This is a genomic window from Nocardia sp. NPDC004260, from assembly GCF_053603155.1.
Window position 1 is genome coordinate 1 of the sequence record NZ_JBSGEZ010000128.1, and the last position, 11108, is coordinate 11108.

The window sequence follows — 11108 nt, forward strand, 5'->3', positions numbered from 1 at the left end:
CCGCTACGAACGCCGCGCCGACATCCACCAAGCCCTACTCAGCCTCGCCTGCGCCGTCATATGCCTCCGCAAACTCATTCTGAACTGAGTTCTTAAAAGAACGCCGGACAATACGAGCGCTGGCACGTCCGCGACTGCGTCCGATGCGGTCGGCGCGCCGGCAAGGCCGCGAACTGGGAAGGAGCGATCTGCCGCACCTGCTACGCCAAGGCAGTGTGGTGTCACGGCCACTGTCCCGGATGCGGCAGCGACCGACTGCTCCCGGGCCGCCGATCCGGCGACGCGGCACCGATCTGCCGGGACTGCGCCGGAATCACCCGAGACTTCTTCTGCGACCGTTGCGGATTGAAGGTGAACTGCACGGCGGACGACAGTGCACCCGCTGCACCCTCGCCCGGCAGCTACGCGAACTGCTCGACGACGGCACCGGCCAGATCCACCCTCAACTCGCCCCCTTAGTTGACGCCGTGCTCGGCATGCCCGAACCCCTGACCGGACTGAAATGGCTGCGCAGCACCGTCGTTCGCGGCCTTTTGGCCGACCTCGCGGCTGGACGGGTGCCGATCACCCACGACGCCCTGCAAGAGCTGCCCAACCAGCGGGCCGTCGCCTATCTGCGTGATCTGCTGATGAGCTGCGGCGTCCTGCCCACCGTCGACAAGCAGCTGTTGCACGCAGAGGCGCTGTTGCACCGCAAATTGACCGAACTGGCCGACAGCCCGCACTTCCGGATGCTGCGGCAATTCACGCTCTGGCATCAACTTCCGCGGCTTCGCCGACGCGCACGACGCGGCCCGGTTGTCGACGCCGGCCGCTATTACCTCGGCGCGGTTGAGGAAGCCGCCCGGTTCTTGGCCTGGCTCGATGAGCGCGGCACCCAGCTCGGCGAGTGCGCCCAGGCCGATGTCGATCTCTGGCATGCCCAGGCCCTCGCACACCGTCGCCAGTTGGCGCGTCCGTTCCTGATTTGGGCGAAAAGCACCGGACGTATGCCCAAACACGACATCCCGACCACGACGGCCGGAGCCGGGAAACCCCTCACCCAGACCCGTCGCCTCGCCCTATTACGCCGGGCACTAACCGACCCGCGTCCGCCGCTGCGGTCCCGCGTTGCCGCCGCGCTCATGCTGCTCTACGGCCAGCCCGTCGCTCGTCTCGTCCGACTCACCATCGACGACATCGTCAACGACGACGGCCAGGTGCTCATCCGGCTGGGCACACCACCGTTGCCGGTCCCCGAACCACTGGCCGGAATGCTGCTGGAACTCGTCGACAACCGGCAGAACATGACCACCGTCAACCCGGAAAGCCAATGGCTGTTTCCCGGCCGCCGGGCCGGGCAACCGGTGCATTTGAGCACCCTGCTCGGACATCTCCGCCAAGACCTCGGTCTGCCCGCTCAGGCCACGAAGTCGGCCACGCTCCGCCAGCTCGTCCTCCAAGCACCAGCACCCGTCCTCGCCGACGCACTCGGCTTCTCCGCCAAGCACATGACCCGGGTCTGGGGCGAGGCCGGTGGAAGCTGGACGACCTACTCCACCAGGGAAACCGGCCACCACTCAACGACGTGATCCGGGGGAATACAGACCAGTTGAATACGGATCCTTACCAGTCATCTTCGCCACGCGGTACATCGACGGATTTGTCACCTTCGGTGAGTCCGCTGCGGCAGACTACTGTGGACCGGCTCGCGCGGTTGCACCGCACCGGTGATCTGATCAGCGTGCGCAGGCCGAGGCGCCGACCTGCGGGGTGTGGGTCTCAGCCCAGGATCAACTGGGCGGCGCTTTCGATGATGTCGGCGCGAGTGCCCGTGCGATGATCGGCGGCAATGAGGTGGTTGGCGATCACCAAGGAGAAGGCGAGCATGCTGCGGGCTTCGACGTCGCGTGGATTGTCGCTGATCGTGCCGATGAGGTCACGCAGGTAGTCCATCCGGCGGTTGTCGACACGCTCGAGCCGGGCAGCGACGGCAGGTTCGCGGCGGGCCCATTCCCGCACGGCGAGATCGAGGGGCAGTAGTTCTTTCGAAAAGGTCAGCCTGCCAGCCTTGCGTACCTTGCTCTTGGGGCCGCCGCCTTCTTGCTCGACGCGCTGTCTGACCTCGTCGATGCTGCGATGTTCCCAAGTGTCGAGGACAGCATCGAGCAACTCCTGGCGGCCGGAGAACTGTCGATAGAACCCGCCCCTGGTTACACCCAGTTGCGCCGCAAGGGTTTCGACACGGACGGCATCCGGTCCCGACTCGGACAGAATCGCCACGGCGGCGTCGAGCCAGGCGTGACGGGGGTTCCGCACCGGTGGGGCCATCAGCAGTCAACCAATCAGTCGTAGGGCTCTTGCTTACACTACCTCATAGATGCAGTACAGTACTGTATCTATGGTTGGTGGACCGATACCTGCCCGCTGACGAGACCGATCGAGAGGGATTTCCTATGACGCCCCGCGGAGCGAGGGAGAAGAATGTCGACGCTGAGCGGCGGCCGAGGGTCGACGCCATCGACATCGACACCGAAATGCTTGCCTTCAGCACCTTGGCCGACATTCAGCACAGCGACGCACATCTGCTGTACACCGATCGTGCTGCCGACCGCTCGGCGGAGCAGTGGGCGCGGGCGATCATGGAGGAAGTGCCCGCTGAGGTGCGGGCGGTGCTCGAGCGGGCGTGGCAGGTCATTGCACTGCGCCTGGCTCCCGCTGGCACCGCGCACACTGTCGCGGGGTGGTCGATCGCGCATGCCGGTCCCGATTACGTCCTGCTATGGGCGGAGTCCGCCCTCGGTTTCGAAGGTCAACTGCTGTTCCGGTGCAGCAAAAACGGTGTTCTTCTGGCGACTTTCGTCCAATTTCACGACCCAGGCGCGTCAACCGTATGGCAGCGGGCGCTGCCGACTCACCTGGGGTTCGTACGTTCGCTGCTGGAGGGAGTCGCCTACTGATAGAGACCCCTCCAACGCGCGGTCTGGTGGAGAACCTGGTACGCCGCGCTCAGCCGACGGCGTTCGACGCCGGTCTGATCGAGATCGAACGGGCGATGGGTTTGGGCCGATCAGCCGTTCGACCCTCCACGAGACGCCCCCTCAGGTCAGGTGGGTTCGTGGTGGCGGTGTGGTTGGTTCTTGCGGCGGAGTAGCCAGCGGCGCAGTTCGGCGGCGGCCCAGACGATGATTGGGTAGGGGGCGTTGAGGCCGAGCATGCCGGGGGTGAGCGCTGCGGTGTCGTGTCCGAGGGTGTCTCTCCCGGCCGTGAGCGTGGTGATCACGCCGGGACTGGATGCCCCGGACCGGCAGCCTTTCCTGACCGGTGTCGAGCTTCTCCGTTAAAGACGATCGACAGGCCGTAGCTTCTCGAGCGCAGCTCGGGCGCCGTCGACCAGCAGGAGCGAGTCGGATCGGTAAACGAGATAGTCGACTCCGAGCGCAGCGAACGTCGAGCACGATTCGATGGTAGGGCAGAAGACTCCGCAGGTCAGGCCCGCAGCGTGGGCTGCAGTGGTGATCTTCTCTACCGCTGACTTGAACGACGGTTGTTCCAGATCACCTGCGCATCCGAGGGATGCGCTCAGATCGAAAGGCCCGATGAACACTCCGTCGATGCCTGCGACGCGGCAGATTTCCTCGACGTTCGCGACACCATCGACATCTTCGATCTGTGCGAGGATCCTCGGCGTGTGATGGTCTGCCAACGCCTCGGCCAAGCGATACCCCAGCATCGTGTTGCGGGACAACCCGACGCTTCGAGCGCCGATCGGCGGGTATTTCGCCCACGCCACAAGCTCCGCCGCGCTACGCACGGAGCGGATGCGCGGGGCGATGACCGCGGCCACACCGGCATCGGCCGCGCGCTTGACCGCCACCTCACAAGACTCACCGATCCTTGCCAAGACCGGAACAGCAGAAGCCATGACATGGCAGGCGAGGCTGTCGTCGGCGATCGTGCCGTGTTCAAGATCGAGCATGAGGAAGTCGAATCCGAGCGCAGAGATCATCTCCGTCAGCACCGGGCTATCGATGCCAACGAGCGTGCCGATCGAGCCGGATCGGGGCTGGAATGTCACGGCCACACACTACCAACCACCCACATGAATTTCGTTGTGCAGCGGCCCGGTAGCTACCAAAACCCAGCTATGCACCGGGGGGCGGTCCACCGCCGAGATCACAACCACGACAACAACGCGAGTCCGGCCGACCTCGGCCCAGGAATGCAGCGTCGGCCGCTCCACCATCCACCGCATCATCAGCGGCCCCGCGCCGCAGACATCGCAACCCGCCACCCCCTCCCGCCTCCCGGCCGGGCCGGGCCGGGCGCTGCGGCACACCCTGTCCACCAGTGGCAGGCCCGGGGTTGAGCGGTGTGGTGCGGAAGATCGATGAGCAAGCGCGAGAAACTGCCTGATAGGGACCGAAACATTATGGACGAGAACGCGAATGAGAAAATGCCACCCTCGGTCGTGGTCGACCGGGACCACGCCGCCGCCGTCGAGTCGCTGGACTCACACGTGGACGGCCTCACCGACCTGACGCGAAGCGAGGGTTACGACCTCGCCCAGGCGTGGGGCGGCTGGTGAGGATGTTCGAAAACCCCGACTACAACCTGCGTGAGGTATCCCGGCTGGCGGCCACCGCGATCATGCGACCCGCATCGCTGCTGTCGGTCAGCTCGGGCACGTACTTGTACATCGTCGACCGCGAGACACCCAGCAGCCGGGCGACCGAGGAGACGGTCTCTTCCGGTCGGGTGAGGATGGCACGGGCCTGGCGGATCTGTTCGGCGGTTCTTGGCCGGTGGCCGGCCGAGGCGCTGCCCGCGGGCGCGGGCGGCGTCCAGCCCTTCGTGAGTGCCTTGGACGATCAGCTCGCGGATGAACTCGGCCAGGGCGGCGAACACGTGGAAGACCAGGCGCCCGCCGGGGGGTCGTGGTGTCGAGGGCCTCGCGCGGGGACCGGAATCCGATACCGCGATTCCGGAGTCCGGCGACGATCGAGATCGGGTCTTGGAGGGACCGGCCGAGCCGGTCCAGCGACGGCACGACGAGGGTGTCGCCGGAGCGCATGTACTCGAGACATTTCCGCAGTTGCTCGCGTTCGGCGTCCTTGCCGGACTTCTTGTCGGTGTAGATCTTCTGGCACCCGGCCGCGGTGAGCGCGTGGACCTGCCGGTCGAGGTTCTAGTCCTTGGTGGAGACGCGGCCGTAGCCGATGAACGCGCCGCCTCCACCGATCGGGTCGAGGGCGTTGCCGTCGAGAGTGAGCGGTGCGGGATGTCGAGATCGCGTGTCGGCGTGGCCATGCCATGGACTGGACTGTAGGAGAAAGGGCCGACAAGAATTGTTGGACATCAGCCGTTTTCGACACGTTTTATCGACCCATGCTCGGTCGGGCGATTTCTATCGTTTGTCGCAACACTTCCCCTAGCAGGGGCGTCCCGCTCGTATTCAGAGCCCGCTGCTGCCGAGGGACAGGACGCTGCTTCCGGCGCTGAGCAGCAGCGACAGGATCGACAGGATATTCACTGCGGACTCTCTTTCTCCTGGCCGTCGCCAGGGCTTTCTTGGGCTGGTCCGGGAAGGTTTCGAGTGCTTCCCGCGCCTCGCTGGCGGACCGCGGGCCTGCAGCGTGAACACTCACCGCGGTTCGGCGACGGGTTGCACCGCCCACCTCTGGCAACAACGGACACCGAGCAAGCTTCGCGGCGTGGCCTCCCGCGCAACCGGCGAACCAGCGAGAAACCCACGCATACAACGCGTCACACCGTGGATCCCGGCGTCGGTGACCGTCTGATCGTCTGTCCGGATCGCCGGGTCATCACTCGTCGGTTGCTGTTGCGCTGCGGCCGCGAGATCCGTGGCGTCCGGCGCGCCGCGCCTGGTGACGGGACTGGTGGGGGTGTGCTGGCACGGTGAGGGGTGTGGATGGCGATTTCGGGTCGATAACCGATGTGGCGTTCGGAGAGTTGTGCGCGGCACCGCGGGATGACCGCGCCGATCGTGTCGAGCTGGTCACGCTGGTGCGGTTCGCGACCGGGGACGGTGTGCTCGTAGTCGGTTCCTGGGCCGCGGCGCAGCGGGTGTGCGTGCTGTTGGGTGCGCAGCTGAAGACAGTGGGGCGGGTGGCGGCGGTCGGACCCCGGGCGCGGCCGCGGTGGCGGGTGCGGGTGGCGGACGCGACCGGGGTGCGCGTCCGGTTAGGACTGCTCGACCCCCGCCAAGGGCGGCGGGTGCAGGGGTTGCCGCCGGAGGTGATCGCCCGCCTCGACCAGGACGCCGCAGCGATCGTGCGGGCGGGGTTCCTGGCCGCGGGGACGATTCATCTGACCGGACCGGTGCCGAGACTGCAGATCACCTGCCCGACGCTGGCGGTCGCGTTGGCTGTGGCCGGGGCGCTGCGGCGGGTGGGGGCCGTCACCGGGGTGCGTCACCACGAGCGCACCGGCGCCGATCACGTCGCCGTGGCCGGGATCGACGCGGTCACCACAACACTGGCCGGGATCGGCGCACCCCGGGCGGCGCAGCAGGTGCGGGTGTGCTGGGATGACCGGCGCCGCCACAGCGCTCACTCCGCGACGCGGAAGCTCACCGCCGCCAATACCGGCCGCGCCCAGCAGGCCGCCGCCACACAGCTCGCAGCCGTGCGGGCGGCGCTGGCGGTGCTCGGCGACCGGGTCCCCGAGCACCTCGCGGCCATCGCGCACCTGCGGCTGCAACACCCGCAGACCGGGATGGGCCCGCTGGGGAAACTGGCCACCCCACCCCTGTCGAAGGACACCGTCGCCGGGCGGCTGCGGCGGCTGATCGCCCTGGCCGACCGTCACACCACGCAACCCGACACGACCGCAACACCCTGACCATCACAGCAGCGGTTATCGTTCAGCAAAATCGCACCGTCGGTCGGTTGCTGCAGCCCGGGTCGGCGTCCCTCGATGCGGACAGGAGGTGGGGCGGTGATGTCGTGGCGTGAGGCGGCCGGTGGTCATGGCTTCGGCCGGATGATCGAGTTGGGTGTCGAGGCGGTGGTGAACAAGGTCGGGCAGCGGGCGGGGTGCGCACCGTTGAGCTGGGAGATGTTCGTCACCGACGACACCGGCGCGCTCGCGGTCTCCGGCACCACCGCCGGCCGGGACTACAACGAAGCCCAGGTTACGGAGATCGTGCAGGCATGGGCGCAGCTGCTCGGGTTGTCCCGCGTCGTGCCTCCGTCCACGGGCGGGACCATCGAGTACCGGGGAATCATCGATGCGATCGAGGTCGAGGTCTGGGGCGTCATCGACCAGCAGTTCTTCGACCTCGTTGCCGGACTCGACTTCCCCGAATGACATGACGCCCAGGCACGCCGGGTCGGCATCGGGTGTGCCGGAAACTGCCACTACCGGGTATCGAGGTGATGGCGTGGCCGATGACGCTGCGGGGCTTCGGGCCTTCGGGCTTCGGTGTCAGGGTGTTTCGGGTTGGTCGGGGGTGTCGGTGATGGTCCATGCCGATTCGCCGAGTTCGCCGCCGACCTGGCGTGCCCGGGCCAGGTAGCCGGATTCGATGAGTTCCTGAAGCGCTTCGGCAACCTCGGCGACGTCCTCGGTGCCGGCCGCGGCGATCGAGTCGAGGGTGAGGTCGTCACCGCGGCCCGCGGCCAGCAGAAACGGTCGCGTTCCCCCACGGCCACACTCGGGTGGTTACCCGGCTCAGCGAGACACCGGCGCACGCCACGGGCGGATAGCCGCGAACGAGTCATCGGTGTGGACGCCGGATTCGGGTGAGCGGCGCGGCTGCCGGATCCTGGGTCCGGGCCCGCGACGATCCGAGCCCACCACTGATCGGCTCGCCAGGAAGGGGTCCATGAGCGCCGAGACAATGCCCGCGCACGTTTTCGGACGCTGCGTCGGAGTTGTATTCCCCTCTGGCAGAGAGATTTTCACGATAGGGAACACCTCTCAGTGCTGGTGACGGGGGTACCCTGGCTCGGACAGGACGCAGCCGGTTACCCAGATCCAGGGGGAAGAGGATGCTCAGTTTGGAAGAAAGAATCGCCGGTGTCCTCGCAGTGCTGAAGCGGCTCGATCCCGCGGCGCCGGTGGTGGTCGTCGACGAGATCGGCTGGCGTGCGCAGGAGCTGAAGAACGAAGTGCTCGCCAGCGTCACCGACGACCCGCAGCGCCGCCGCAGACGATCTGGTCGTGCTGCACGCGGTCGGTGGCATCCGCGCCCAGCGCGGCAACTACTCGATGGCGGACTTGGCCGCACTCACCGACGCCGACCCGGCCGCGGTGCGACGCGTGCCGGCCGAACTGCGCGCCCGCCGCTTCGGCATCCGCTGACCCGCCACCCTTCCCCGGCCGGGCCGCCCGCTCGCCTGCGGCACACAACAACATGTAGAGGGTTATCGCCCCAGGCCGCAGCAACCCACCGACGATACGGCTTTGCTGAGCAGTAGCCGCTGCTGTGATGGTCAGGGTGTTCCGGTCGTGCCGCGGCCCGTGTGGCGGTCGGCCAGGGTGATCAGCCGTCGCAGCCGTCCGGCAACGGTGTGCTTCGACAGGGGCGGGGTAGCCAGCCTCCCCAGCGCGCCCATCCCGGCGTGCGGGTGTTGCAGCCTCAGCCGGGCGATGGCCGCGAGGTGGTCGGGAACCCGGTCGCCGAACACGGCCAGCGCCGCCCGCACGGCAGCGACCTGGGTGGCGGCGGCCTGCTGAGCGCGGCCGTGTTGGCGGCGGTGAGTTCCCGCGCCGCGGGGCGGGCGCTGCGGCGACGGTCGTCCCAGCGCACCCGCATCCGGAACACTTGATGGTAGGCACGGTCCACGGCTGTGCTCGCGCTGTGGTGGAAGGCAGGAGCTGGCGGAATCAGCGTGCCGTGAACCGACCGGCTCCGATACACCCGGGTTAGACGTCGGCTGGGGTTCAGCGGGGGAATCTCGACGCGGACAGGCGGGAAGAGAGCGGGGTGGCGAGCGGCCCGGAGGCCGGGGATGTCTCCGGGCCGCTGCGCCTGTCGGTCGAACGAAGCGGCGGCTGACGGGTGGGCGTTTGTCCACCCGGATCGGATTCGTTGCTGGTCTTCCGCCAGCAACCACATAAATGCGAGAAACAGCCATACGTGCTCACCCGCTGCCCGCGTGTCTTCGGGGCCACCGCGATGGTCGTGGCTGCCGGGGCAGGTGGTGCCCGGTTGCCGCTGAACACCGCAGGCCCAGTCCTTCCCACTGCACCATAGACTCTTTCCTGGCAGGCGCATCGCCGTTCGGTCAAATCCTTCCCAAATCACCGATTCGCGTCGCTTCGCAGCACAAGACGGCGGGAGCGCCCTCGTTCGCGCCGGCCCCTCTTCCGCGTCCACTCTGGGCTACTTCTGGTAGCCTGGTATACTTTCGGTATGTCTGATATGACGACTATTAAGGTCCCAAAAGTGGTTCGAGACCGACTCCAGCGAGTCGCGGTGTCGAAAGGGATCACACTGGCACAGGCGATCGATGAGCTGCTCAACAAAACCGATGCGCGACCGAGGCCTACCGTCGGTGGCTACCGGAGCAATCGGCCGCTCTCGGCCGAGGAGATCGACACCGAACTCGGCCAAGGTTTCGACCTCTGATGGCCATCGTTGTCGACACCAGCGCGATCCTGGCACTGTTCGACGAATCCTACGACGAGCACAAACCGCTGGCTCGAATCGTCGAACAGGCCGATGACCGGCTGGTGATCTCGCCAATGATTGTCGCCGAAGCAGATTACATGCTCTACACGAGACTCGGTTCTCGTGCGGCGCAAGACTTTGCCTCGGATGTAGCGAGCGGAGCGTACGACTTGGCGGAATGGACGTCGAACCACCATGCAGCGGGCCTTGCTGTGACCGCGCGGTATGGCGGTGACTACGTCGGAATCGCCGATGCCTCGAACGTGGTCATCGCCGACCGCGAACGCACCAACCGCATCATGACGCTGGACCAGCGGCATTTCCGAACTCTGCGCCCCTTGTGGGGTTTCGATAATTTTGTCCTGTTGCCATACGACAGCTGAGATTCCTGCCCGGCATGAACATCCCCCCACTCACCTGATCACGTTTCCTGTAATCAAATCCTGTGGGACACATGATCCCGTTATCGATCACGAACGGAAACCAGCTGCAGTGTATCGTTCTGCCACAGCGGCGATGTGTGCAGCCGCCGGCCGGATCGCGGCCGCTGCTCGCAAGGGTATGGAAAATACATCCGACATCATCTCCGGATACAGCCGAGCCGGGCGCCACGGCGTCGATGGCCTGCTTCAAGCCGATCGCCGGGGGCGTCTTCGCGTCTTTGATACAGGGCATATGATTCGGGACGCATCCAAGTTGGCGATCATCGGCACTGCCGCCACCGTGGCCGTCGACGCTGCCTGGAACGGGCGCGAAGAAGAAGAGCAACGCAACTTCTTCGGTAACTTGCCTCCAGAATCTGCCGAACTTATCGCGGCCTCTCCGATATTGCAGACGACAATGGACAAGTTGCTGAGGGACGGATGGCGAATCGAATTCGGGGAACTCGACAAAGGCATCGAGGGGATAACCGACCACGATAGAAAAAGGATCATTATCAATAAGGATCTGAAGAGTGAGCCGCAAGAACTGGTAGGCCACCTTGCGCATGAGGTAGGCCATGCCAGCAAAGGGGAGAGCGTCAAAATTTACCCACCGAAAGAAGGTTTAACAAAGGAAGAGTGGATAAAAGCAGCCCTTCGGAACGACTTTTTAGATGAGGCGGATGCGCAAATATTCAAGTTCGGGGTAGTTCGGGAGATTCTTGCAAACCCTGGTCTCGCGGCGCCGCAAGCCCTCCTCGGAGGTACGATGCAGTTGCTGCAGTATAATTACTATACCGGCGGCTTTTACCCGCACGGCATTGTCCCGAGTCGCGAGCAACTACGTCATGACATTGCTGAAACGATGTTCGACGGCAGGTGGTACGATTACTACTATCCGCGTCGACTCGAAGAATGGAATGATTGGGAATCCTCCCGGTAGTAATCGCCGCACCTGACTCGCGTGATACATATTGAACCGTAACTATTGGGTTTCCTTCAGGCTCGTGTAGCGGATGTGGGGCGCGCGGAAGTAGCCGCGGACGGTGTCGGGTTGGCGTTGGCGG

General features: G+C 65.7%; 15 protein-coding genes and 1 pseudogene. 10 read left to right on the forward strand and 6 right to left on the reverse strand.

Going from position 1 to position 11108, the window contains the following annotated elements; all coding sequences use genetic code 11:
- The first annotated feature begins 338 nt into the window (after positions 1-338).
- Positions 339-1571: a hypothetical protein gene (locus ACWEO7_RS36420; RefSeq protein ID WP_452430049.1), complete on the forward strand. Its 1233-nt coding sequence runs from the start codon at positions 339-341 to the stop codon at positions 1569-1571.
- 190 nt (positions 1572-1761) lie between these two features.
- On the opposite strand, the gene ACWEO7_RS36425 is transcribed toward ACWEO7_RS36420, so the two are convergent.
- Entirely contained in the window at positions 1762-2310 is a 549-nt protein-coding gene (locus ACWEO7_RS36425) for a TetR/AcrR family transcriptional regulator (protein WP_452430051.1), read from the reverse strand.
- 125 nt (positions 2311-2435) lie between these two features.
- On the opposite strand from ACWEO7_RS36425, the gene ACWEO7_RS36430 reads away from it, so the two are divergent.
- Complete coding sequence (locus ACWEO7_RS36430) at positions 2436-2939, forward strand: hypothetical protein (protein ID WP_452430053.1); 504 nt, start codon at positions 2436-2438, stop codon at positions 2937-2939.
- A 146-nt stretch (positions 2940-3085) separates the two neighbouring features.
- Here the strand turns inward: ACWEO7_RS36430 and ACWEO7_RS36435 are convergent, their stop codons facing one another.
- Positions 3086-3262: a hypothetical protein gene (locus ACWEO7_RS36435; protein ID WP_452430055.1), complete on the reverse strand. Its 177-nt coding sequence runs from the start codon at positions 3260-3262 to the stop codon at positions 3086-3088.
- 57 nt (positions 3263-3319) lie between these two features.
- Complete coding sequence (locus ACWEO7_RS36440) at positions 3320-4057, reverse strand: HpcH/HpaI aldolase family protein (RefSeq protein ID WP_452430057.1); 738 nt, start codon at positions 4055-4057, stop codon at positions 3320-3322.
- A gap of 378 nt (positions 4058-4435) precedes the next feature.
- Between ACWEO7_RS36440 and ACWEO7_RS36445 the strand changes: the two genes are divergently transcribed.
- Complete coding sequence (locus ACWEO7_RS36445) at positions 4436-4567, forward strand: hypothetical protein (RefSeq protein WP_452430059.1); 132 nt, start codon at positions 4436-4438, stop codon at positions 4565-4567.
- 19 nt (positions 4568-4586) lie between these two features.
- On the opposite strand, the gene ACWEO7_RS36450 is transcribed toward ACWEO7_RS36445, so the two are convergent.
- Together ACWEO7_RS36450 and ACWEO7_RS36455 are read right to left on the reverse strand one after the other, a co-directional pair.
- Entirely contained in the window at positions 4587-4763 is a 177-nt protein-coding gene (locus ACWEO7_RS36450; RefSeq protein WP_452430074.1) for a helix-turn-helix domain-containing protein, read from the reverse strand.
- Between the two features lie 203 nt (positions 4764-4966).
- A pseudogene (locus ACWEO7_RS36455) lies at positions 4967-5119 on the reverse strand (recombinase family protein); the annotation flags it as partial.
- Positions 5120-5907: 788 nt separating this feature from the next.
- Here ACWEO7_RS36455 and whiA point away from each other — a divergent pair.
- The 3 genes from whiA to ACWEO7_RS36470 all read left to right on the forward strand — a co-directional run bounded on the left by whiA (position 5908) and on the right by ACWEO7_RS36470 (position 8307).
- A complete protein-coding gene (whiA, locus tag ACWEO7_RS36460; protein WP_452430061.1) occupies positions 5908-6843 on the forward strand; it encodes a DNA-binding protein WhiA in 936 nt (311 codons plus the stop codon).
- Between the two features lie 99 nt (positions 6844-6942).
- The gene (locus ACWEO7_RS36465; protein WP_452430063.1) at positions 6943-7311 is read left to right on the forward strand and encodes a hypothetical protein; all 369 of its coding nucleotides are present in this window, start codon (positions 6943-6945) and stop codon (positions 7309-7311) included.
- A gap of 855 nt (positions 7312-8166) precedes the next feature.
- A complete protein-coding gene (locus tag ACWEO7_RS36470; protein ID WP_452430065.1) occupies positions 8167-8307 on the forward strand; it encodes a hypothetical protein in 141 nt (46 codons plus the stop codon).
- A 131-nt stretch (positions 8308-8438) separates the two neighbouring features.
- On the opposite strand, the gene ACWEO7_RS36475 is transcribed toward ACWEO7_RS36470, so the two are convergent.
- The gene (locus tag ACWEO7_RS36475) at positions 8439-8651 is read right to left on the reverse strand and encodes a helix-turn-helix domain-containing protein (RefSeq protein WP_452430066.1); all 213 of its coding nucleotides are present in this window, start codon (positions 8649-8651) and stop codon (positions 8439-8441) included.
- Here ACWEO7_RS36475 and ACWEO7_RS36480 point away from each other — a divergent pair.
- From ACWEO7_RS36480 to ACWEO7_RS36495, 4 genes are all read left to right on the forward strand, one after another.
- Positions 8568-8774, forward strand: a complete 207-nt coding sequence (locus ACWEO7_RS36480) for a hypothetical protein (protein WP_452430076.1) — start codon at positions 8568-8570, stop codon at positions 8772-8774. The genes ACWEO7_RS36475 and ACWEO7_RS36480 overlap by 84 nt on opposite strands.
- Before the next feature lie 587 nt (positions 8775-9361).
- A complete protein-coding gene (locus tag ACWEO7_RS36485) occupies positions 9362-9577 on the forward strand; it encodes a hypothetical protein (RefSeq protein ID WP_452430068.1) in 216 nt (71 codons plus the stop codon).
- A complete protein-coding gene (locus ACWEO7_RS36490) occupies positions 9577-10002 on the forward strand; it encodes a PIN domain-containing protein (RefSeq protein WP_452430070.1) in 426 nt (141 codons plus the stop codon). The genes ACWEO7_RS36485 and ACWEO7_RS36490 overlap by 1 nt, the downstream gene beginning before the upstream one ends.
- 109 nt (positions 10003-10111) lie before the next feature.
- Positions 10112-10984: a hypothetical protein gene (locus ACWEO7_RS36495; protein ID WP_452430072.1), complete on the forward strand. Its 873-nt coding sequence runs from the start codon at positions 10112-10114 to the stop codon at positions 10982-10984.
- The last annotated feature ends 124 nt before the right edge of the window (positions 10985-11108 follow it).

What these genes read in the sequence shown, in the direction of transcription:
- ACWEO7_RS36490 (WP_452430070.1), top strand. Translation starts at nt 9,577, where the DNA reads ATGGCCATCGTTGTCGACACCAGCGCGATCCTGGCACTGTTCGACGAA.
- ACWEO7_RS36485 (WP_452430068.1), top strand. Translation starts at nt 9,362, where the DNA reads ATGTCTGATATGACGACTATTAAGGTCCCAAAAGTGGTTCGAGACCGA.
- ACWEO7_RS36445 (WP_452430059.1), top strand. Translation starts at nt 4,436, where the DNA reads ATGCCACCCTCGGTCGTGGTCGACCGGGACCACGCCGCCGCCGTCGAG.
- ACWEO7_RS36465 (WP_452430063.1), top strand. Translation starts at nt 6,943, where the DNA reads ATGTCGTGGCGTGAGGCGGCCGGTGGTCATGGCTTCGGCCGGATGATC.
- ACWEO7_RS36430 (WP_452430053.1), top strand. Translation starts at nt 2,436, where the DNA reads ATGACGCCCCGCGGAGCGAGGGAGAAGAATGTCGACGCTGAGCGGCGG.
- ACWEO7_RS36425 (WP_452430051.1), bottom strand. Translation starts at nt 2,310, where the DNA reads ATGGCCCCACCGGTGCGGAACCCCCGTCACGCCTGGCTCGACGCCGCC.